Origin of the sequence: Rahnella inusitata, from assembly GCF_965118895.1 — a bacterium.
Lineage (GTDB): Bacteria > Pseudomonadota > Gammaproteobacteria > Enterobacterales > Enterobacteriaceae > Rahnella > Rahnella inusitata_A.
Genome location: NZ_CBCPJJ010000010.1, coordinates 47,853 through 68,452, shown reverse-complemented (window position 1 = coordinate 68,452; position 20,600 = coordinate 47,853). Strand labels below are relative to the sequence as shown.

Sequence of the window (20,600 nt, the reverse complement as noted above, 5' to 3'; positions counted from 1 at the left end):
ATGCGCGCGGACATGCCATGATGTCTAATGCCTATAATAGTGGTGAAAGATACCCGGAGAGTATGGCAATGATTGAACTGAAACGTCTGAACGCCTTTGTCACCGTGGTGGAAGCCGGAAGTATCACCCGCGCCGCCGAACTGTTGTTTATCCAGCAACCGCCGCTGACCCGCCTGTTGCAGGCGCTTGAGCAGGATTTCGGCGTGCCGCTGTTGCAGCGCCTGCCACGCGGGGTGATCCCGACCGAAGCCGGAGAAGTGTTGCTGCACGAAGCCCGCGCAGTGCTGGCACGCGCCGAGCAACTGAGTGCGGCCATGCAGCGAGCTGTGCTCGGCGAGCAGGGGCGGATCCGCATCGGTTTCACCAGCTCCGCCGCGCTGCATACCTTTGTCCCCGCGCTCTTGCGGCGCTATCGCGAGATTTATCCTTCGGTCAGCACGCAGCTGGAAGAGAACGGCAGCGGGGAACTGCTGTCGGCGGTGGTCGCCGGGCAGCTGGATGTCGCCTTCGTGCGTATGCGGGTGAAAGACATGCCGGAGCTGGTGATGGAAAAAGTGCTGGAAGAGCCGATGTGGGTGGCGGTGCCTGCCGGACACCGGCTGGCGGCACAACCTGCTGAGCAGCCGCTTAAGCTGGAGGATCTTAGCAACGAGCCTTTCGTTTTATACCGGCGGCGGGCGGGGCAAGGGCTGTATGATGCGATCCTTGCCGCGTATGTCCGCGCCGGATTCAGCCCGCACATTGTGCAGGAAGCGCCACGGCTGACGTCGTGCCTCAGTCTGGTGGGGGCAGGGCTGGGGATTTCGATTGTGCCGGAATTTATGACCCGGCTGGGCGGCGACGGCGTAGTTTTTCTGCCGCTGGCAGCGAGCACACAGCTCAGCGCGCCGCTGTATCTCGCCCGCAGGGAGGACAGTCACGCATCGTCTATAATTAATACGTTCTGTCAGCTGTTGAAATCACAGCTTAGCGGCACTTAAAGGTGCTGCCCGGAGATATGCTTCTGGGTGGATTCCAGCGTGATGCCGTCGGATTCGATGGCGTTTAGCAGGGAATCGAGCAGGCCGGGAAAGCGGGCGTCGAGGTCTTCGCGGCGCAAAGAGAGTAAGTTCGCGCGTCCGTCCGGACGTTGCCAGATCACGCCGCTCTCACGCAGCACGCGCCAGTGGTGAGTGAGCGTCGATTTCGATAAACCCTGCAACAGGGTGCCGCAGGGGTGTTCACCGCCTTTGGCCAGCGTGCGAACAACTGCCAGGCGCAGCGGATTTCCCAGCGCCGTCAGCACATTTTCGAGCCGGATCTGCTCGCGCTCAGGGTGGTTGGCTATCATTGGCTTATCCTCATTAAGGTGCATTTATCGGCGGCCGCGCAATATAGCCTATCCCTTCGCCGCTGTACAACGCGAAGGCTCCAGGCCAATTTCATCGATAGAAAAAACTAATTGTACGAATATACTCGTACAATTGTAGTATACTCTCCGTGTTAAGAATTTTATTACTTATGATCGACAACCCAGAACTTTGTGACGGGCCGTGAAACCACTTCCCGCCAACTTAGCCATCAACCAGTAAGGACGTTATATGGCTCGCAAAACGCCAATCGAGCGCTACCGGAATATCGGTATCTCAGCACACATCGACGCAGGTAAAACCACCACCACCGAGCGTATTCTTTTTTATACCGGCATGAACCATAAGCTGGGCGAAGTGCATGACGGCGGTGCGACCACGGACTGGATGGCTCAGGAGCAGGAACGCGGCATCACCATAACGTCGGCGGCTGTGACCTGTTTCTGGCGCGGAATGGATCATTCGTTTGATGAACATCGTATCAACATTATTGATACGCCGGGGCATGTGGATTTCACCATTGAAGTGGAGCGTTCCATGCGGGTACTCGACGGCGCGGTGATGGTGTATGACGCGGTCGGCGGCGTGCAGCCCCAGTCTGAAACCGTCTGGCGTCAGGCGAATAAATACAAAGTGCCGCGTCTGGCCTTCGTCAACAAAATGGATCGTCAGGGCGCAGATTTCTTTCGTGTACGCCAGATGATGATCGATCGCCTGAAAGCCAATCCTGTTCCGATTGTTATCCCGATCGGCAGCGAAGAGCACTTCACCGGCGTGGTCGACCTGCGCAAAATGCGCGCCATTTTGTGGGATGACGAAACCCAGGGTATGACGTTCAGCTACGCGCCGATCCCCGTTGAGTTGCAGACGCTGGCAGAAGAGTGGCGCGAGAAAATGGTCTCAGCCGCTGCCGAAGCCACAGATGCGCTGATGGATAAATATCTTGAAGAGGGCGCGCTGACCGAGGACGAGATCACCGAGGGTCTGCGTATTCGCACCCTCGCCGGTGAAATCCAGCCGATGCTGTGCGGCAGTGCCTTCAAGAACAAAGGCGTACAGCGCATGCTCGACGCCGTGGTCGAACTGATGCCTTCGCCGCTGGATATTCCACCGATTGCGGGCACTGACGAAGACGGTAACGAAATTTTCCGCCATTCTGACGACAGCGAGAAGTTCTCGGCGCTGGCGTTCAAACTGATGACGGATCCGTACGTCGGTCAGCTGACGTTCGTACGCGTGTATTCCGGCGTGCTGAAAAAAGGCGACAGTGTTTATAACCCGGTTCGCGGCAAAAAAGAACGCATCGGCCGTATTGTGCAGATGCATGCCAACGACAGGATTGAGATCGACGAGATCCGCGCCGGTGATATTGCGGCGTGTGTCGGGCTGAAGGATGTCACCACCGGTGAAACGTTATGCGATCCGACCGACATCATTACTTTGATGCGCATGGAATTTCCAGAACCGGTGATTTCGCAGGCCATCGAACCGAAGACCAAAGCCGATCAGGAACGGATGGGCATTGCGCTCTCGCGGCTGGCGTCAGAGGATCCGTCGTTCCGAATCCGGACTGACGAAGAGTCCGGTCAGACGATCATTTCCGGGATGGGTGAGTTGCATCTGGAAATTATTGTTGACCGCATGAAACGTGAGTTTGGCGTTGAAGCCAACATCGGTAAACCGCAGGTGACGTATCGCGAGACGGTGCGTAAAACGGTCAAAGATGTGGACGGTAAGTTTGTGCGTCAGTCCGGCGGTAAAGGGCAATACGGCCACGTGGTCTTTACGCTTGAACCGTTACCGGCAGGGACGGGTTTCCAGTTTGCCGATGCCACCAAGGGCGGCGTGGTGCCGCGTGAGTTTATTCCGGCCGTCGAGAAAGGCGTCACGGAAGCGCTGAACAACGGCATTCTGGCCGGGTATCCGGTGGTGGATGTGAAAGTCACGCTGACGTTCGGCTCATACCATGAGGTCGATTCTTCGGAGATGGCATTCAAAATGGCGGCCATCTTTGGATTCAAAGAAGCGGCCAGGCAGGCGGATCCGGTTATCCTCGAGCCGATGATGAAAGTGGAGGTGGAAACTCCGGAAGAGTACGCCGGTGGCGTGATGGGCGATTTATCTTCCCGTCGCGGCACGGTTCAGGGCATGGACGAGATTGCGGGCGGCGGCGGTAAAATCATCAAAGCCGAAGTGCCACTCTCTGAGATGTTCGGTTATTCCACCGTTTTGCGCTCCATGTCGCAGGGGCGTGCAACCTACAGCATGGAGTTTAACCACTACGCCGAGGCACCTCGCAACGTCGCGGAAAACATCATTGCATCGCGTGGTTAATGATTCAAACGGAAGTCATCTTCCGTCAGTGACAAAACGGTCCGCATGGGCCGTTTTTTTTAGATTAAGGAAAGGCTAAATGAACGTGTTGTGATCCCGCTGACCCACATCGATAATGTAAAGCCGATTCGTCATCTCCATCAGCGATTGATTTACGGGTAACGGGATTTTAAGGCGCAGAACCTGCGCCTTATGGGTGCTGAAATATTAACTCACCAGTTTGCTGGTGATGGCTGCCACATGTTTACCCTGATGCACCGCAATGCGCAATTCTTCGGCGCTTGGCTGACGCGAACCGTCGCCACCGGCAATCGTTGATGCACCGTAAGGCGTGCCGCCGCGAACCTGCGAGATATCAAACAGTTCAGGGGTGGTGTAACCGATAGGGGCGATGATCATGCCGTGATGGGCGAGGGTAGTCCAGGTGGAGGTAATGGTCATTTCCTGTCCGCCACCGGTGCCGGTCGAGGTGAACACGCTGGCGACTTTACCCGCCAGTGCGCCTTTCGCCCACAGTCCGCCGGTCTGATCGAGAAAATTACGCATCTGGCCGGTCATGTTACCAAAGCGGGTTGGCGTGCCGAGAATAATAGCGTCGTAATCGGCAAGTTCCCCCGGCGAGGCGATGTCCGCGGTCTGGCCGGTCTTGCCGCCTGCGGCTTTAAACGCTTCTTCAGGCATGGTTTCCGGTACGCGTTTTACCGTCACTTCAACCCCGGGGACGCTGCGTGCACCTTCTGCGACACTCTGCGCCATCGTTTCAATGTGCCCATACATGGAATGATAAAGAACCAGTACTTTTGCCATTTTTAACTCCTCATGAGGTGTCGTTCGTTGCGTATTTTCAGCGGACGTCGTCCCGAAAATGCGCGTGAAAAATTCGTTGAGAAATCCCAAACTGACTCCTGCGCGATGGTCAGCGACTTGTTGAGCAAGAGATTCCATCCTCCCCGCATGTCAGCATAGATACAAACGCAAATTTTTGAACAGACTCTTCAATTAATTAGGGCAATGGATTTAAGAAAGGTGAGTGGCTGGTTTAGCGGGATGTTCATTCAATTTCTCTGCCTTACGCTTTGCAGTGATTTCTTCAACGTACACGTAAGGATTAAGTTTCTGCTTTACCGCTTCGTTCCAATAACGGTCAAAATTCCCCTCTGTACCCGCACGTACTTTGCGAGGTTTATAGTGATAGGGTTCGGGTATTTTTTCCTCATCCTGAGCGAAGGATCCCTGCACTTTTTGTACCGCGTTGAGGGGGCGATAAGCCAGAGTCCGACGGTCGGCCTCGCCCGTAAGATGAACAGCCGGTTTTCCCTGATAATTGTCTGAAGTGTCTGCGGGGATAACGACCGGATTTGATTCCCGACCTGCTTCATTCACATTCTGCTGGGCATTGAAGTGGGAGTTGGCGACAGGCGAGGTCTTTTGCGCTTTTGCCTGCGCTTTGATCTCCGCTCTGTGCTTGTCATTGGCTTTGCGTTCAGCAGGTGTCATCGCCGCCAGACGTCCACGCCTGCGCACTTTCTTCAGCTGACCTTGAGTTAAAGTCTTTGTGGTTTTCATCAGTTATCACTTGAGATAAGGAAAAGGTTTCTTAAGTGAAAACATAAAGCTTTCCACCGTGTTTGAAGATGAACGTAATAAAGCATCACAGAGACTATGGATGTATCTGAGCGCCGTCCATCAGGGCAATTGTCGTGTAGTATGACCGTCTTGCTCTGAACGTCAATGCTGCCGGTGAAGCTACAAAGTCATTGCCCTGATGATGCTCTGTTGTTTTATTCGTTCTCCATGATTTCAGCCCTACACCTCACCCCCGTGGCCTGCTCGATGAAATTGAACATGGCTTCGGCGGCTTCAGACTTGTCGGTAAAAACCTTTGACGTATGCAGCCCGGTCAGCGCTGAGAAATAACGCAGATGAGTGAGGCGGATCAGACGCATCGTTAATTCCTCGAGATCTTCTCTGTCGATGCGATACACGAAACCTTTATCTTTTAACTGGTGCAAAAACAGTACGCCGGTAGAACTTCGGGCGTGCCGTGTTAAATCTAAAACATCCATCAGTGATGGTTCATCCTTCGTCATGCATTAATTGCGTTTTTTATTTTCTGTTCAGAGCGGAAGGGGTTGTGTGAGTTGACGGTCCTTATCCCAACTCACGACCACGGAGACTTCATCCGGTTTTGCATCAAATTTGCTTAGGGTGGCCATATGACCGTTTTGCATGACGACCGAAAACGCCAGGCAATTTACACCGGCAGGCAGCTCAGTTTCTTCGAGGCGTTTTAGCATCAGCAGGCAAGCGTATTGCTGGTCAGGGGGAAGGTGACGGAACTGGTCAGAATGGTGTCTCTTCATCCTTTGGCCCGCCCGACAATCTGCCCTTTATTGAGCAACACAATTTTGTGGGCGCGTTTGTAATGGATAACATCGTATAAACCCTGCTGATAGGTGGTCGCATCATCGTTATCTTCGATCATCGCTGCAGCTACGCCATCGACATAGCACTGCTTATCGGCAGGATAGATTTTCAACGCGACACCGGCGATGCGGACTTTAACGACCTTTGACGTCGCCTACGCATACTGTTTAGCGGCATTTTCCATCGCCTGTTTTTCGGCAGCGGCGGTGATAGTGGCCTGGCGATTTTGTTCAGCGATATAACAGGCATCGCGAGACACCCCCTGAGCCTGACAATCGGCCATTCTTGAGGCCTGGGATGAACAACCGGCGAGCAGAACTACGGCAGTCAGTACCAAAAATTTAGTCATATTTATTTCTCACATAAAAGGCGGCCAGCCCGAACCGAGCCCGCCGCATGAACAATTAGAAGTTCCAGCCAATGCCGGCAGATGCTCCAAAACCGTTGTTCGTATCGCCGGAAACAGCCAGTTTTGTGACCGTCTTTGCCGTCAGGTGTCCCGATACACCAACGGCGATGGCGGACTGGTTACCATAAGTTCCGGCGCCTGCGCCGACCATGAAATCAGACCCTGTTTCTACCTGCGGAATACCGGTAGCCGCCAGCGCGGAGGCGGTACCTGCATTCGCCTGATCTTTGTTGTCATCAACCTGAGATTTCAGGTCAGAGAATCTCTTATTCGTGTAGTCATTGGCCTGGCTGAGCGTCTGCGCATCGCCCACTGCGCGGCTGTGGGATTCAGACAAGATTTCACCTTGCTGTTCTTGCTGGACCTGTGTGAGAGACTGGATCTGCACACTGTAATGGGCGCTTTCAATCCTCTGCTGGTTTGCAACTTCTACCGCTTTTTTCTCTGATGCCTGGCGGGCTTGAGTCACTTTGTTTTCAGTCATCTGAGTGGAAGCATCAATTTCCGACTGTGTTTTGGCCTGCACCATGCGCTGATACTTATCGCTCTGAACCATTTGAAGTTGTATGGCACTATTCTGTGCTTCATTTTTCGCAGCTTTTGACTCGTCAGCGGCCTGAACTGCAGTATCTTTTACAGCGTCCAGATTGGCTTTGTTTTGGTCGATCTCGTCTTGTTGAACGTGAATTGCGGCAGCGCTTGCGACGGAATTCATCCGGGAGTAATGATTCTCAGTCAGATCTTTGCCATTCTGACCGGCTGACCCCGTATCACCTTTCTCACCTTTCTCACCTTTCTCACCTTTCTCACCTTTCTCACCGTCTTTACCGTTCGCACCATTTGCGCCGTCTTTGCCGTCCAGGCCATTAGTACCGTCTTTGCCATCCACACCATTAATACCGTCTTTACCATCGCGACCATCAACCCCGTCGCGTGGTGCATCAGCGTGGGTTGCGGTCGGCGTTACCTGTGGGGTAGCTTGCGGAATGGCATCGGGTGCATGTATGGCCACATTGTCCCTAAGATCTTGTAAACGATTCTCTTCACCCGCAGCACGCAGAATTTCGCGCTCCGTTTTCTGCTGGCTTAATGTCAGGCTTTCCCATTTTTCCGTGAATTCCTGATAGCTAACGTTATTGTTAATATCATCAAGCAAACTCGCCTGAGCCAGTGGAACCAAAGACACAGCCATTGCAGCACCCGCCAGCACACGCCGAATAGTCGAAGCCGACACCCTGAAGTAACGCGCTAATTCCTGTTTGTTTGTGTTTCCCGCAGTGTAAGCCGCAATGATTTGAGTGTTGCGTTCTGTAAGCTGTGCTTTCATGAGTTTTTTCCCACAATGAAATAAGTCTCTGTTAGCGACAAATTAATGCGCTTCCAGAACGCTTTAATTGTCTCTCTGCTTAAATCATACATATTGTGAATGTGACTTGCTTCACGCATTCACCGCATGTTTGACTTATGTCAAGAAACGTAAGCTTATACCGCTACATGAAATTGTTTCACTTAGCGCGCTTATTTGTAGCTGATGGGCACTAAATTCCGTGTCTGAATGAATCCTATTCAATAATTTTAGTAGCGAATAGCGACAGGATGAAATCTCTATGAGATTCCTGTAGAATGAGTGTGGTTTTATAAAACAGGAGGTAAGGCAATGGCAGATAACGCAAATGAGTTCCTGGACTACGTTCAAAGGCTCGGCATCGATCAGCCCGCGTTATGCATTCTGCTGGGACTGCCACGGAGCACCTTAAATAAGTGGATTAACGGAACGGTGACGCAAATTCCACAGGTGGCGGTGACGGCGGTAAGAATGCTGTGGTTCATGCGTGAATGTGATGAGGCAATGTTCGAAAAGTGGGCGATGGTGCAGGATTTCGGTGTCAGTGCGGAATATGCGGCTAATGATAAAGCTCAGGAGTTTTTACACACGATTAAGCGGGAGCCAAGTACGTCGATCAAAAAATTATTAACAAAATCAAACTGATATTTTTAGTGCAAATAAAACGACACAACACATCCTCTGCGTCTCAGTGAAAAAGGCCATTATCCGTATCTGAATACGGGAATGGCTTTTTTTATTTCACAGAACTAACGAAAAATCACACAACTACATCGAAAATCATCTTAACAGGTTCGATGTTAGTGAAGTTTGCTACGTCAGCCACAAACTCTGCTGCGTGGTCTTTCATGCCTTTCTCGAAGTCTTCCATTGAGTTGCAGTAGATGTGGCACGCCGCGATAAAAGGCGTGTCCGCCGGGGCATTGTCCTGAATTTTATCGATGGCGTAGGAGTGGCAATATTCTCCCATCTTCTCTTTGATAAGCGGCAAATGCACATTGCGATAGTAATCGTGATCAAAAGTTCCGTTTTCGATATTTGGGTATAACACGCTGTATTTAATCATTTTTGAAGAACCTTTTTGCATAAGTCAGGCATCAATCTTAGCGCAGGCTAACTGCTTGTGCCGCGCCTTTTGTGCCCGGCCATGCCGGTTGGCTCCGATGTACTACGCTTAAAAGATGTTATTTTTCAGGGAGCTTACATGGGATTTTTAGGATGGACGGCGGCAGTCGGCGGACTGCTGTTAATTATGTCATTGGCATCAGGCTGGATTTCGCGTGCGCCGGTGACCACCTTTGGACTGTATCTGGCTGCAGGGATTGTCTGCGGGCCGTGGGTGCTGAATCTGCTGCATGTAGATCTGGTGGAGTATTCGACGCTGACCGCGCGGTTCACAGAAATCGCGATGGCCGCCTCGCTCTTCATAACCGGCCTTAAACTCAGATTGCCTTTCCGCTCGCAGAGCTGGCGTGTGGGTGCCTTACTTGCGTTCCCGGCGATGTTGCTGACGGTGCTGAGCGTTACCGCGCTGGCGCATTATCTGGCGGGTATCTCCTGGCCGTTAGCACTGGCGTTGGGGGCGATCATTGCACCTACGGATCCTGTACTGGCCAGCATGATTGCGGTGAATGACGCGAATGATGACGACGGGTTGCGTGTGGCGTTGTCCAGCGAAGCAGGGATGAACGACGGCTCGGCGCTGCCGATTTTGATGCTGGCGCTGATGTTATTTACCGCGCACGACGGTCTGTCCTCGGCGGCCATTTGGGACTGGGCCTGGCGGGATGTTGTCTGGGCCTTGCTGGGCGGTCTGGCGATCGGTTATGCCATGGGGCGGCTGGTCGGGCTGAGTGCCACGCGTTTTCACAGCCGTCAGCGTTCAGTTGCCCCCAGTGACTTTCTGGCGCTGGCGCTCATCGCGTTGAGTTACGCTGCTGCGCAAAGTCTGGACGCCTCCGGCTTCCTGGCGGCGTTTGCTGCCGGCGTCGGGTTGCGCAGTGCCGAGGTGCGGGTGGTGACACTGAATCCGCCGGACGATCTCACTGAAGGCACCCGACCGCCGCCGGCGGAAGGGATGGTGAATCCGCATACGCGTCATTCGATGTCGGCGGAAAGACCGACCAACTCTATCGGGCTGATGGTCGGGGATGCGCTCTCCTTTGGTGACACCATTGAACGGCTGTTCGCCGCCGGGATTGTGATGGTGCTGGGTATCACACTGGCCGAGCACTGGGAACCGATGGGATTAGTTTTTGCCGCGTTACTGTTTATCGTGATCCGTCCACTCTCTGTCTACATCACCACCTTTGGAATGCGCGTACCACGCGGACGAAGGCTGATGATTGGTTGGTTTGGGATCCGCGGGATCGGCAGCATGAACTACATCGCCTACGCGTACACCCACGGATTGCAGGGCGCCGAAGCCGGTTACATGACTAATATTGCGTTTACGGTGATTGTCGCCAGCGTGGTTGTTCACGGGCTGACCGTGTCGCCGGTAATGCACTGGCGGCAGGCGAGGCGTGAGGCTATGCAGGAACAGGATCAGGAAACGTAGAACCCTGACAGTACCCACAAAAACGGACGCTCAGTGGCGTCCGTTTTTGTTTCTGACGTTTGTGTCAGGCGATCTGTTTTTTGCCGAGGCTCAACATAAAAAGCACCGCCGCCGAGAGCACCACAGAAGGGCCTGCTGGCGTATCGTAAAACGCCGAAAACGTCAGTCCCGCCGTGACGGCCACAACCCCAATAACCACTGCGACCGACGCCATCTGTTCGGGCGTTTTGGCAAAGCGTCGGGCGGTGGCCGCAGGAATAATCAGCAGGGAGGTGATGATCAGCGCCCCGACAAATTTCATCGCCAGCCCGATGGTCAGCGCCGTGACCATCATCAGAATCACCCGCGAACGTTGCAGATTTACACCGTCAACGTGCGCCAGCTCAGGGCTGATGGTCATGGAGAGCAACGAACGCCATTGCCAGCACAGGACCGCAATCACGACGGCTACGCCAATGCCGATCATCCAGATATCGCTGTAAGTAACCGACAGCAGATCGCCAAACAGATACGCCATCAGGTCAACGCGCACGCCGGACATCAGGCTGACCACAACCAGACCGAGCGAAAGTGCGCTGTGCGCCATAATGCCAAGCAAGGTATCGACTGCCAGATGCGGTTTACGTTCCAGCGCCACCAGTACCACCGCCAGCAGCAGGGTCACGGCGATCACGGTATAAAACGGATTCACATTCAGCAACAGGCCAAATGCCACGCCGAGCAATGATGCATGCGCCAGCGTATCACCGAAGTAAGACATTCTGCGCCAGACCACAAAAGACCCCAGCGGACCGGCGGCGATCGCCAGCAAAACACCGGCCAGCCAGCCCGGTAATAATAGAGCGATCATGCGTCACGACCTCCGCTGTTGCGCAAAATGACTTTTCCCTTTAAATCGTGACGATGGTTGTGATTGTGGCGGTAAATCGCCAGCTGCTCCGCGCCGCGGTTGCCAAACATAGCGATAAATTCGGGATGGGTGGAGACCACTTCCGGTGAGCCGGAACAGCAGATGTGCTGATTCAGGCACAGCACTTCGTCAGTTTTCGCCATCACCAGATGCAGGTCATGCGACACCATCAGCACGGCGCAACCCAGTTCGCAGCGCAGGCTGTCGATCAGGTTATACAGCGCCAACTGGCCGTTGACATCGACGCCCTGCGTCGGTTCATCAAGTACCAGCAACTGGGGGCTGTTCATTAATGCCCGTGCCAAAAGGACGCGCTGATTTTCACCACCGGACAATTTTTGCATTGGCTGATCCAGCAGATGCGCAGCCTGAACGCGTTTCAGCGCAGGCAAAATGTCGGATTTTTTGACACCGGGTTTCAGACGCATAAAGCGGCTGACGGTCAGCGGCATGGTGGGATCAAGGTGAATTTTTTGCGGAACGTAGCCGATGCGTAAGCCGGGTTCGCAGGTCATCGTGCCTTCGGTTGGCGCAATCAGGCCAAGCACGACGCGCACTAATGTCGATTTCCCCGCGCCGTTCGGGCCGAGGAGGGTAAGTATTTTTCCCGGTTGCAGGGCCAGCGAGATGTTGGACAACACGCGGCGGGAACCGAAAGTTACCGAAATATTTTTAAGCGTCGCTAAAGTGGGCATGTCATTGGGTCTTGCAGAACAAATCGGATGTTATAATATTGCGTTTCGCGAAAAATAACCAGTTTTCCCCCAACATGAAGATGAGTTCACCCCGCATGATACAGAAAAAAAGCGTTAAACGGTTGTTCCTGGCAGCCGGCATCCTGAGTGCCGGTGCGGCTTTCAGCGCGCAGGCCGCTGTGCTGGCGTCTGTCCGTCCACTCGGTTTTATCGCTTCAGCCATCGCGGAAGGTGTGACGCCAACGGAAGTGTTGCTGCCGGATGGCGCTTCGCCACACGATTTTGCGCTGCGTCCTTCTGACATCCAGCGCATGCGCAGTGCGGATCTGGTGGTGTGGGTCGGGCCGGAAATGGAAGCCTTCATGACAAAGTCTGCGGCGCAGCTGCCACCAAATCGTCAGGTGGAAATTGCCACGCTGGCGGCGGTGAAACCGCTGCTGCTGAAAGGCTCCGACGATGACGAGCATGACCACGATCACGGCAAAGGGCATGACGAAGATGAACACAGTCACGGCCAGTACAATATGCATGTCTGGCTGTCGCCGGAGATCGCTCGTGAGACCGCGATTGTGATCCATAACAAACTTCTCGAACTCATGCCGCAGAAAAAGCAACAATTAGATGCAAACTTGTCACGTTTTGAGGAAAGCCTGACAAAAACTGACAAAAATATTGGTAATATGCTGCAGCCTGTGCAGGGTAAGGGATATTTTGTTTTTCACGATGGTTATGCCTACTTTGAAAAACACTTCGGCCTTTCGCCACTTGGTCATTTTACGATCAATCCCGAAATACAGCCCGGCGCGCAGCGTTTACATCTCATTCGAACTCAGTTGGTTGAGCAAAAAGCGACATGCGTTTTTGCTGAGCCACAATTCAGGCCAGCCGTAATCACGGCTGTTGCCCAGGGAACAACAGTGCGTATGGGCACATTGGATCCGCTGGGGAGCGGCATTGCATTGGGCGCGGACAGCTACGTGAACTTCCTGTCACAGCTGACGAACCAATACCTGAGCTGCCTGAAGTAAGCTAAAAGGACAGAATTAAGTGCAGCTGATAGCCCGCTCTATCGCTCTGGCGTATAGCAACCTTCCACGGCCCCACCGCATCATGCTGGGGTCGCTTACCGTCGTCACACTGGCTGTGGCCGTCTGGAAACCGTTAGCCTATCACCCGGACAATGACCTCTCAGATACCCGACCGATTGTAAAAAGTATCGCCCTCGATCACGAACAGTTACGTTCGCTGCTTCCTGAAGCCAGTGAGCCTATCGATCAAACCGCGCCTGCCGACGATGATATCCCTCAAGATGATCTGGACGATAAAATCGTTAACGAAGCCGGTGTGCATGAATACGTGGTCTCCACCGGCGATACTCTCAGTAGCATCCTGAATCAGTACGGCATTGATATGTCGGAAATCGCGGCATTGTCTGACGCCAACCGTGATTTACGTAACCTGAAAATCGGGCAGCAGATTTCATGGACGCTCAATGATGCGGGTGATTTACAACGTCTGACATGGGAGAAATCCCGTCGCGAAACCTATACCTTTGACCGTACCGGCAACACCTTTAAATCCTCATTGCAGACACTGCAAGGTGAGTGGAAAGATTCGGTGGTGAAGGGCACGCTGAATGGCAGTTTTGTCACCAGCGCCAGAGCGGCCGGGCTGAACAGTGCTGAAGTCAGCGCCGTCATTAAAGCGCTGCAGTGGCAGCTCGATTTCCGTAAATTACAGAAAGGTGATGACTTCGCTGTACTGATGTCTCATGAAGTGCTGGACGGCAAGAATGAGCAAAGCGAGCTGCAGGCGGTGCGTATGCGTACCGGCGGCAAAGATTATTATGCCGTGCGTGCCGAAGACGGTAAGTTTTATGACCGCACCGGCAGCGGGCTGGCGAAAGGCTTCCTGCGTTTCCCTACCGGAAAACAGTACCGTGTCTCCTCTAACTTCAATCCACGTCGTCTGAACCCGGTAACCGGTCGCATCGCGCCGCACCGTGGCGTCGATTTCGCCGTGCCGGTGGGTACGCCAGTGCTGGCGGTCGGTGATGGTGAAGTGGTGATCGCCAAGAATGGCGGAGCAGCGGGTAACTACGTGGCTATCCGTCATGGTCGTCAATACATGACCCGTTACATGCACCTGCGTAAGTTGCTGGTGAAACCGGGACAGAAAGTGAAACGCGGCGATCGCATTGCGCTTTCGGGCAACACCGGACGTTCTACCGGTCCGCATTTGCATTTTGAAATGTGGATCAACCAGCTGGCCGTCAACCCTCTGACCGCCAAATTGCCTCGCACCGAAGGTCTGACCGGTAAAGATCGCAGTACGTATCTGGCCACCGTTCGCCAGGTCGTTCCGCAACTGAAGCTGGACTGATTGTTCAGGAAAATACATCCCGGCTAAATGCTGATGTGCAGTGATTTATTGCAAAATAAATCACTGCACTTATCATTAAGCCAGAATTTGTCATAAGAGCCTGAGCATGCAGCCAGAAAAAGAAAAACGGTCGACCGCAGAATTTATTCCGCAATTTCAGAAAGCCTTTTACCATCCGCGTTACTGGGGCGTCTGGCTGGGCGTCGGTGCGATGGCGGGGATGGCTTACGTGCCTGCCAAAGTGCGCGATCCTATTTTAGGCAGTCTTGGCCGTCTGGCCGGGAAATTTGCCAAAGGCGCGCGTCGTCGTGCGCAAATCAATCTGTTGTACTGCCTGCCCGAAACGCCGGAAGCCGAGCGCGAACACATCATTGATGAAATGTTTGCCTGTGCGCCGCAGTCGATGGTGATGATGGCCGAACTGGCGCTGCGTAATCCAAAGAAAATCATGGAACGCGTGCACTGGCACGGAAAAGAAATCATCGATCAGATGCAGGCCGACGGCAAAAATGTGATTTTTCTGGTACCACACGGCTGGGCCGTAGACATCCCGGCGATGCTGATGGCGGCCAGTGGTCAGCCGATGGCGGCGATGTTCCACAATCAGAAGAATCCGCTGACCGATTATTTATGGAATACCGTGCGCCGTCGTTTTGGCGGGCGGATGCATGCGCGCAACGACGGCATCAAGCCGTTCATCAGTTCTGTGCGTCAGGGTTACTGGGGCTACTATCTGCCGGATCAGGATCATGGCGCGGAACACAGCGAGTTTGTAGATTTCTTCGCCACCTACAAAGCCACGCTTCCGGCAGTCGGGCGTCTGATGAAAGTCTGCCGCGCGGCGATTGTGCCGTTGTTCCCGGTGTATAACGGTCATGAGCAGCGCCTTGATATCTATGTGCGTCCGCCGATGGACGATCTGGCGACAGCCGATGATGTCACCATTGCACGCCGCATGAATGAAGAGGTGGAATTACTGGTGGGGCCGAACCCTGAGCAATACACCTGGATCCTCAAGCTGCTGAAAACCCGTAAGCCGGGTGAGACGGAACCCTACGCGCGCAAAGAGTTGTTCCCGAAGAAATAGTCGCAACGGGCTTAAAGAAAAAGGCTGAGTGTAAAAACTCAGCCTTTATGTTTTTAGAAAAGCATTCGGAAAACGCGGTCAGGCTTTCTGGGTTCTTTTCATAAACGTCGTAATCATCAGCGCGCCGCTCAGCCCCGAAACTAATCCCGCCAGCATAAAGATGCCGTTACCCCACGTAAAGTACAGCTGCTTCGCCACTTCGATCCCCACGGCAAACACCACAATGGTGATAAGCCCGAGCGCCGCTGCGACGGTGCCTTTGCCTGTCGGGCTTGAGAACAGCGTCAGGCGGTAAAGTCCGGCGTTCACCAGCCCGGTGCCGAACGCATACAGGCTCAGCCCGCCGATTATCCATTCCCATGCATGAACCATAAACAGCGCCGAACAGGCGGCGATTGCCAGCCCCAACGTAATCGGAACGATACCCAGCCAGATTGGCGTGCGGATATTCACTTTTCCGCTGAGTTTACTGAGCGCGATATTGCCGATAATCAGCCCGGTAAACACCGGCACTTGTAGCCAGCCATAACGAAGCGGTGACATGCCAGCGTCCTGAATCAGCAACACCGGCGACTGCGCCACCCACGCCAGCAGCGGCAGGGTCACAAGCCCGATGGACAGTGAGCCGGTGACTACGCCCTGATTGGTCAGCACTTCGCGGTAATCCGTCGCCAATCTGCGCATCGAAAAGCGGCCATCGCGGCCTGTCGCGGTTTCCGGCATGCTGCGCCACAATCCCCAGAACGCCAGCGCAGAAATCAGTGAGAACAGCGCAAACATCGCTTTCCACGGCGCATAATGGATGAAAGCCGCACCGGCCAGCGGCCCGAGCAGCGGGGCGATCAGCGTGATGTTCGCCATCAGCGCCATCAGTTTGACGCTCAGCGTTTCATTGAACGCTTCCTGAATAGCGGCATACCCGACCGCGCCGATAAAGCACAGGCTCATCCCTTGCAGGAAGCGCATTAAAATGAATTGCTCGATACTGTGGGTGAAGACGGTCAGAAAACAGGTGAGGGTGAAAAAGGCCACGCCGGTAAGCAACACCGGACGTCGCCCGAGTCGGTCAGACAGCGGGCCGAGCAGCCATTGCAGCAGGATGCCGCCGCACAGGTAAGCGGTCAGCGAGGTGGATACCCAGTCGGCGCTGGCGCTGAAATCGCTGATCACCTGCAACATGCCCGGCTGGATCATATCGTGGGCGATGTAGGTGGCGAATTCGAATAATACCAGCGACAGCGGGAACAGCCACTGGCGATAACTTAGCCGCGAGGCCGGTTCAGAAACGGACGACATAACGAGAATTCTCCATCACTCAAAATCAGAAAAGCGCGACCCTTTCAGGCCGCGCTAAAAAACGCACAGGAGTAAAAATTTGCTTAGTATCGGTTAGCGTAAGCAGCGATCGGGTTCTCCAGCGTCCCGGCGAATTTCAGGTTCTGCGCCGGATCCGACAGGTTGATCATCTGCTGGTTATTTGCCAGTTGCAGACGATTGAGGCAAGAGTGCGTGAACTCCGCGCCGAACATGTCATAGCGCGCAAACTTCTCCGCCAGCTCCGGGTATTGCAACTGGTAGTCGCGCACGACTTCCGCTGCCACGCCCCAGAACTGTCCGGCCGGATAGTCGCCGTGCTCTTCCAGAATACGGGCGATGAAGCGGAATACACCGGCGAAGACATCGGTGAAAATTGACAGGATCTTCAGTTCTTCAGGCACATCCACTGCCAGACGTTTGGCTTTTTCCGGCAGATTAGCCTCCGGGTTCATCACCGCAATTTCCTCGGCAATATCCTTCATGAATGCGTTCACCGGAATATTATTTTCAAAGCGCAGGATCAGGTTTTCGCCGTGCGGCATAAACACCAGATCGTACTGGTAGAAGCAGTGCAGCAGCGGGCTGAGGTAGGCGTGCATGTAACGCTTGAGCCAGTCGCCGGTCGCCAGACCGGAGGATTTGATCATCTCGACAATCAGCGCATCGCCGTGTTTATCGGTATGCAGGAGGGCGGCCATGGTCATCAGACGCTGATTGGGCTGCAACTGCGCTACCGGATTTTCACGCCACAACGCGGCAAACATTTTCTTATAGGCGCTGTCGCCTTTGATTGCCTCTTCAAAGTAATGGTTGTGATAACCAAGTGACGCGACTTCCTGCAAAATCTTGAATCCGGTGGATTGCAGATAGGAATCGTTTTCCACCAGATCTGCCAGCCATTCGTTGATACCCGGCGTGGTGGCCATGTAATACGGTGACAGCCCGCGCATAAAGCCCATATTCAGAATCGACAGCGCGGTTTTCACGTAACGGTGCGTGGGCTGGCTGGCGTTGAAGAATGTGCGGATCGACTGCTGCGCCAGATACTGGTCTTCGCCTTCGCCAAGGAAAATCAGGAACTGACGGGCGATGTCCGGAGCAAACACGGTCAGCAATTTATTCTGCCACTGCCATGGATGCACCGGCATGAAGTAATAGTTTTTAGGATCGACGCCGATATCCACCAGTTTCTGCGTGAAGGCACAAATCTGCGCATCACCCAGTTCTTCGGCGATCAGTTTCTCGTATGGCAAACCTTCGGTGGTGGCGAAATGCGCTTTGTCATGATGTACCGCTACCCACACTAATTTCAGCGGATTCGCCGCTTCCGGCGCGTAACGCACGTAATCTCCGGCGTCAAAACCAATGCGACCGTTGTTGGCGATAAAGCTTGGGTGGCCTTCGGTCATACTGGTTTCCACCGTCTGGAAATCGGCCTCTGTCAGCTGTTTCGCGGTGGTGTGATTGTTCGCCAGCTTATACGCGCTGCTGTAGAGCGTGCTGCTGATTTCTTCCATATAAGTCGGCAGCATGGCCTGTGAAATGCCAATTTGTTCCGCGAATTCAATAATGAATTTCAGCGCATCGAGCGGCTGCCCGGTAAAATTGTCCAGACGCTGAATGCTGTCCAGATCGATCATCCAGTCGTTAAGCGGAAGCTGGCGCGCACGGAAACGGTATTCGACTTCTGATGCCGGAACTGCCAGCTGATAGTCAGTCCAGGTGCCGCTGGACTGTAACGCTTTTGGTTCGAGCAGGCGTTCATGAGTCAGTTCGGACAGGCATTTACGCAGTAACAGGGCGTTGGCTTTCGCCCAGATTTCAGGCTGTAAGTGCTGGCCGGATTGCAATGTTGAGGTCGTCATGGTGGCGTGTTCCTTCTGGCTGGCCTGCAAAAAATCTTCATGCTGGCAGAACGCCAGCCATGCAGTTTTGTGTGTCAGTTGCACCTGTTTCTGATAGCGGAAACCGGCGCGTTTATTGAGTTTGTGGATCTTCTCGTTGCGGACATCCGGTTCGACGACCACACGTTTCACGTCGGGCAGACTGAACAGGTATTCCATCACGGCGGAAAACACTTGCCAGCTGAAACCGGCGACCGGCGGGTTTGCCGGTGCGAGCAGAATGTGCATGCCCATATCGCCCGGCTGCACGTCGTAATGTTCATGCAGCGGATCGTCCTGCACCGGATAGCATTCGATGAGGAAACGCGGCTGACCGTCGATTTCACCCATCAGCGCCGCCTGCGGTTTACCGGCGGTAAGGTCGCGATAAAACGCATCCACTTCGCCGACGCTGCTGTTCTGCATGCCCCAGAAACTGGCGTAGGGCTGAGTCATCCAGCCGTGCAGCACGGCGGCATCTTTCGCCAGATTGAGCGGGCGCAGCGTCAGTAATCCGGCCTCGCGCGGGCATGAAAAAACGGATAAGGAAGTCATATCAGACATGGGTGATTTCTCCGTTATTGGTCGGCCAGGCTGCGGGCGCAGAACGTCTGAAATGCGATAGATTTCTCCACCGTGTAAACTTCTTTGCCGAGCATTTCGCGGATGATCGAGCTGTTGCGATAGCACGCCATACCCAGATCCGGCGTGACGAAGCCGTGGGTATGCAGCTCTGCGTTTTGTACGAAGATCTGATTGTGGGCATCAATGCTGTAGTTGCGGTTAACGGCGTAGCGGCCTGCGTCGTCCCATTGGATACGGTTGTAAATCCCTTCGATAAACTGCGGCGGCTGGTAGCTGTAGCCGGTAGCGAGGATCACCGATTCGGTTTTGTGGCGATATTCCTGCTGTTGTTCGTGATGCAACAGGTTCATCTCAAGTTGACCGCTGCGGTTGCGTGTCAGGGCGGTCAGTTCCGAATGGGTATACATATCGACCTTGAGCGGCCCGTCGAGGCGCTTGGTGTACATCAGATCGTAGATATCGTTGATCAGGCTGGCGTTAATGCCTTTGTATAAACCTTTCTGCTCGCGGTTCAGCTGATCGCGCTTGCTCATCGGCAGGTCGTGGAAGTAGTCGATGTATTCCGGTGAGGTCATTTCCAGTGTCAGTTTGCTGTATTCCAGCGGGTAGAAGCGCGGCGCGCGCGTCACCCACGTCAGCTGATAACCGTACTTGTCGATATCAGAAAGCAGGTCGTAGTAAATCTCCGCCGCGCTCTGGCCGCTACCGACCACGGTGATTGATGTGGAATTTTGCATCTGTTCTTTGTTTGGCAGATAAGCCGAGGAGTGATGCACGTTGTTTCCGGCGTCACGCGCGCAGGCGGGCATCCACGGCGAAGGGCCGGTGCCGAGCACCAGACGTTTAGCGCGAAAGATTTGCTTATCGCCGCTTTTGGTCGAACACGCCTGCACCAGATAGCATTCCTGTTCCGCATCCCAGGTCACCAGCTCCACGCGGGTGGAAAATTGCAGACAGGTCAGCTGTTCGCACGCCCACTGGCAGTACTGGTTGAACTCTTTGCGCATCATGAAGAAGTTTTCACGAATGTAGAAAGAGTAGAGTTTGCCTTGCTGCTTGAGGTAATTCAGGAAGCTATAAGGGCTGGTTGGATCGGCCAGCGTCACTAAATCGGCCATGAACGGCGTCTGCAAATGGGCGCTTTCCAGCATCATGCCGGTATGCCAGTCGAAGCCGTCATTCTGATCTAAAAACAGGCCGTTCAGCTCTTTAACCGGCTCGGTCAGACAGGCCAGACCGAGGTTAAACGGGCCGATGCCGATGGCGATAAAATCGTAAGTCTGTTGGGTCGGGTTGATATTCATGGTGCAACTCCTG

20 protein-coding genes and 1 pseudogene are annotated in these 20,600 nt (G+C 54.0%); 7 read left to right on the top strand and 14 right to left on the bottom strand.

The genetic code is table 11. The features are described from left to right. The first annotated feature begins 62 nt into the window (after positions 1 to 62). Positions 63 to 980: a LysR family transcriptional regulator gene (locus ACMHLI_RS11490; protein ID WP_413529591.1), complete on the top strand. Its 918-nt coding sequence runs from the start codon at positions 63 to 65 to the stop codon at positions 978 to 980. On the opposite strand, the gene ACMHLI_RS11485 is transcribed toward ACMHLI_RS11490, so the two are convergent. Then, positions 977 to 1,330: an ArsR/SmtB family transcription factor gene (locus tag ACMHLI_RS11485; protein ID WP_413529590.1), complete on the bottom strand. Its 354-nt coding sequence runs from the start codon at positions 1,328 to 1,330 to the stop codon at positions 977 to 979. The genes ACMHLI_RS11490 and ACMHLI_RS11485 overlap by 4 nt on opposite strands. Positions 1,331 to 1,580: 250 nt before the next feature. Here ACMHLI_RS11485 and fusA point away from each other — a divergent pair, with 250 nt between their 5' ends. Then, positions 1,581 to 3,683: an elongation factor G gene (fusA, locus tag ACMHLI_RS11480; RefSeq protein WP_413529589.1), complete on the top strand. Its 2,103-nt coding sequence runs from the start codon at positions 1,581 to 1,583 to the stop codon at positions 3,681 to 3,683. A gap of 207 nt (positions 3,684 to 3,890) precedes the next feature. On the opposite strand, the gene wrbA is transcribed toward fusA, so the two are convergent. From wrbA to ACMHLI_RS11445, 7 genes and pseudogenes are all read right to left on the bottom strand, one after another. Then, the gene (gene wrbA, locus ACMHLI_RS11475; protein ID WP_413529588.1) at positions 3,891 to 4,490 is read right to left on the bottom strand and encodes an NAD(P)H:quinone oxidoreductase; all 600 of its coding nucleotides are present in this window, start codon (positions 4,488 to 4,490) and stop codon (positions 3,891 to 3,893) included. A 210-nt stretch (positions 4,491 to 4,700) separates the two neighbouring features. Then, a complete protein-coding gene (locus ACMHLI_RS11470; protein ID WP_413529587.1) occupies positions 4,701 to 5,249 on the bottom strand; it encodes a hypothetical protein in 549 nt (182 codons plus the stop codon). A gap of 215 nt (positions 5,250 to 5,464) precedes the next feature. After that, positions 5,465 to 5,773 carry a hypothetical protein gene (locus tag ACMHLI_RS11465; RefSeq protein WP_413529586.1) on the bottom strand — a complete coding sequence of 103 codons (309 nt, stop codon included), beginning with the start codon at positions 5,771 to 5,773 and terminating at the stop codon, positions 5,465 to 5,467. A gap of 27 nt (positions 5,774 to 5,800) precedes the next feature. Beyond that, positions 5,801 to 6,046, bottom strand: coding sequence for a hypothetical protein (locus ACMHLI_RS11460; protein ID WP_413529585.1), 246 nt, complete (start codon positions 6,044 to 6,046; stop codon positions 5,801 to 5,803). Beyond that, positions 6,043 to 6,222: a hypothetical protein gene (locus tag ACMHLI_RS11455; protein ID WP_413529584.1), complete on the bottom strand. Its 180-nt coding sequence runs from the start codon at positions 6,220 to 6,222 to the stop codon at positions 6,043 to 6,045. Before ACMHLI_RS11455 ends, ACMHLI_RS11460 begins: the two co-directional genes overlap by 4 nt. 45 nt (positions 6,223 to 6,267) lie before the next feature. Further along, a pseudogene (locus tag ACMHLI_RS11450) lies at positions 6,268 to 6,459 on the bottom strand (hypothetical protein); the annotation flags it as partial. A 55-nt stretch (positions 6,460 to 6,514) separates the two neighbouring features. Next, positions 6,515 to 7,846 (bottom strand): YadA-like family protein, encoded by a 1,332-nt coding sequence (locus tag ACMHLI_RS11445; RefSeq protein WP_413529583.1) that lies wholly within the window; start codon positions 7,844 to 7,846, stop codon positions 6,515 to 6,517. A 330-nt stretch (positions 7,847 to 8,176) separates the two neighbouring features. Here ACMHLI_RS11445 and ACMHLI_RS11440 point away from each other — a divergent pair, with 330 nt between their 5' ends. Further along, positions 8,177 to 8,509: a hypothetical protein gene (locus tag ACMHLI_RS11440; protein WP_112168058.1), complete on the top strand. Its 333-nt coding sequence runs from the start codon at positions 8,177 to 8,179 to the stop codon at positions 8,507 to 8,509. Between the two features lie 115 nt (positions 8,510 to 8,624). Here the strand turns inward: ACMHLI_RS11440 and ACMHLI_RS11435 are convergent, their stop codons facing one another. Then, a complete protein-coding gene (locus ACMHLI_RS11435) occupies positions 8,625 to 8,930 on the bottom strand; it encodes an EthD family reductase (RefSeq protein WP_413529582.1) in 306 nt (101 codons plus the stop codon). Between the two features lie 138 nt (positions 8,931 to 9,068). Between ACMHLI_RS11435 and ACMHLI_RS11430 the strand changes: the two genes are divergently transcribed. Beyond that, a complete protein-coding gene (locus ACMHLI_RS11430) occupies positions 9,069 to 10,424 on the top strand; it encodes a cation:proton antiporter (RefSeq protein ID WP_112168056.1) in 1,356 nt (451 codons plus the stop codon). A gap of 64 nt (positions 10,425 to 10,488) precedes the next feature. Here the strand turns inward: ACMHLI_RS11430 and znuB are convergent, their stop codons facing one another. Continuing rightward, entirely contained in the window at positions 10,489 to 11,274 is a 786-nt protein-coding gene (znuB, locus tag ACMHLI_RS11425; protein ID WP_413529581.1) for a zinc ABC transporter permease subunit ZnuB, read from the bottom strand. Continuing rightward, entirely contained in the window at positions 11,271 to 12,029 is a 759-nt protein-coding gene (gene znuC / locus ACMHLI_RS11420) for a zinc ABC transporter ATP-binding protein ZnuC (RefSeq protein ID WP_413529580.1), read from the bottom strand. Before znuC ends, znuB begins: the two co-directional genes overlap by 4 nt. A 95-nt stretch (positions 12,030 to 12,124) precedes the next feature. Here znuC and znuA point away from each other — a divergent pair, with 95 nt between their 5' ends. From znuA to lpxM, 3 genes are all read left to right on the top strand, one after another. Continuing rightward, positions 12,125 to 13,057 (top strand): zinc ABC transporter substrate-binding protein ZnuA, encoded by a 933-nt coding sequence (gene znuA, locus ACMHLI_RS11415; protein ID WP_413529579.1) that lies wholly within the window; start codon positions 12,125 to 12,127, stop codon positions 13,055 to 13,057. 19 nt (positions 13,058 to 13,076) lie between these two features. After that, on the top strand, positions 13,077 to 14,411 hold the full coding sequence (gene mepM, locus ACMHLI_RS11410; RefSeq protein ID WP_413529578.1) for a murein DD-endopeptidase MepM: 1,335 nt from the start codon (positions 13,077 to 13,079) through the stop codon (positions 14,409 to 14,411). A 106-nt stretch (positions 14,412 to 14,517) separates the two neighbouring features. Further along, positions 14,518 to 15,498 carry a lauroyl-Kdo(2)-lipid IV(A) myristoyltransferase gene (lpxM, locus tag ACMHLI_RS11405; protein ID WP_413529577.1) on the top strand — a complete coding sequence of 327 codons (981 nt, stop codon included), beginning with the start codon at positions 14,518 to 14,520 and terminating at the stop codon, positions 15,496 to 15,498. A gap of 78 nt (positions 15,499 to 15,576) precedes the next feature. Here lpxM and ACMHLI_RS11400 read toward each other — a convergent pair whose 3' ends face one another. The 3 genes from ACMHLI_RS11400 to ACMHLI_RS11390 form a co-directional block, all read right to left on the bottom strand. Next, positions 15,577 to 16,794, bottom strand: coding sequence for an MFS transporter (locus ACMHLI_RS11400; RefSeq protein ID WP_413529576.1), 1,218 nt, complete (start codon positions 16,792 to 16,794; stop codon positions 15,577 to 15,579). Positions 16,795 to 16,877: 83 nt separating this feature from the next. Continuing rightward, on the bottom strand, positions 16,878 to 19,253 hold the full coding sequence (locus tag ACMHLI_RS11395; protein WP_413529737.1) for a GNAT family N-acetyltransferase: 2,376 nt from the start codon (positions 19,251 to 19,253) through the stop codon (positions 16,878 to 16,880). 23 nt (positions 19,254 to 19,276) lie between these two features. Next, positions 19,277 to 20,587, bottom strand: a complete 1,311-nt coding sequence (locus ACMHLI_RS11390) for a lysine N(6)-hydroxylase/L-ornithine N(5)-oxygenase family protein (protein ID WP_413529575.1) — start codon at positions 20,585 to 20,587, stop codon at positions 19,277 to 19,279. Positions 20,588 to 20,600: the final 13 nt, after the last annotated feature.

What these genes read in the sequence shown, in the direction of transcription:
- ACMHLI_RS11395 (WP_413529737.1), bottom strand. Translation starts at nt 19,253, where the DNA reads ATGACTTCCTTATCCGTTTTTTCATGCCCGCGCGAGGCCGGATTACTG.
- ACMHLI_RS11490 (WP_413529591.1), top strand. Translation starts at nt 63, where the DNA reads ATGGCAATGATTGAACTGAAACGTCTGAACGCCTTTGTCACCGTGGTG.
- ACMHLI_RS11470 (WP_413529587.1), bottom strand. Translation starts at nt 5,249, where the DNA reads ATGAAAACCACAAAGACTTTAACTCAAGGTCAGCTGAAGAAAGTGCGC.
- ACMHLI_RS11460 (WP_413529585.1), bottom strand. Translation starts at nt 6,046, where the DNA reads ATGAAGAGACACCATTCTGACCAGTTCCGTCACCTTCCCCCTGACCAG.
- lpxM (WP_413529577.1), top strand. Translation starts at nt 14,518, where the DNA reads ATGCAGCCAGAAAAAGAAAAACGGTCGACCGCAGAATTTATTCCGCAA.
- ACMHLI_RS11445 (WP_413529583.1), bottom strand. Translation starts at nt 7,846, where the DNA reads ATGAAAGCACAGCTTACAGAACGCAACACTCAAATCATTGCGGCTTAC.
- fusA (WP_413529589.1), top strand. Translation starts at nt 1,581, where the DNA reads ATGGCTCGCAAAACGCCAATCGAGCGCTACCGGAATATCGGTATCTCA.
- znuB (WP_413529581.1), bottom strand. Translation starts at nt 11,274, where the DNA reads ATGATCGCTCTATTATTACCGGGCTGGCTGGCCGGTGTTTTGCTGGCG.
- ACMHLI_RS11485 (WP_413529590.1), bottom strand. Translation starts at nt 1,330, where the DNA reads ATGATAGCCAACCACCCTGAGCGCGAGCAGATCCGGCTCGAAAATGTG.
- ACMHLI_RS11465 (WP_413529586.1), bottom strand. Translation starts at nt 5,773, where the DNA reads ATGACGAAGGATGAACCATCACTGATGGATGTTTTAGATTTAACACGG.
- ACMHLI_RS11390 (WP_413529575.1), bottom strand. Translation starts at nt 20,587, where the DNA reads ATGAATATCAACCCGACCCAACAGACTTACGATTTTATCGCCATCGGC.
- wrbA (WP_413529588.1), bottom strand. Translation starts at nt 4,490, where the DNA reads ATGGCAAAAGTACTGGTTCTTTATCATTCCATGTATGGGCACATTGAA.
- ACMHLI_RS11430 (WP_112168056.1), top strand. Translation starts at nt 9,069, where the DNA reads ATGGGATTTTTAGGATGGACGGCGGCAGTCGGCGGACTGCTGTTAATT.
- ACMHLI_RS11435 (WP_413529582.1), bottom strand. Translation starts at nt 8,930, where the DNA reads ATGATTAAATACAGCGTGTTATACCCAAATATCGAAAACGGAACTTTT.
- znuC (WP_413529580.1), bottom strand. Translation starts at nt 12,029, where the DNA reads ATGCCCACTTTAGCGACGCTTAAAAATATTTCGGTAACTTTCGGTTCC.
- ACMHLI_RS11400 (WP_413529576.1), bottom strand. Translation starts at nt 16,794, where the DNA reads ATGTCGTCCGTTTCTGAACCGGCCTCGCGGCTAAGTTATCGCCAGTGG.
- ACMHLI_RS11440 (WP_112168058.1), top strand. Translation starts at nt 8,177, where the DNA reads ATGGCAGATAACGCAAATGAGTTCCTGGACTACGTTCAAAGGCTCGGC.
- znuA (WP_413529579.1), top strand. Translation starts at nt 12,125, where the DNA reads ATGATACAGAAAAAAAGCGTTAAACGGTTGTTCCTGGCAGCCGGCATC.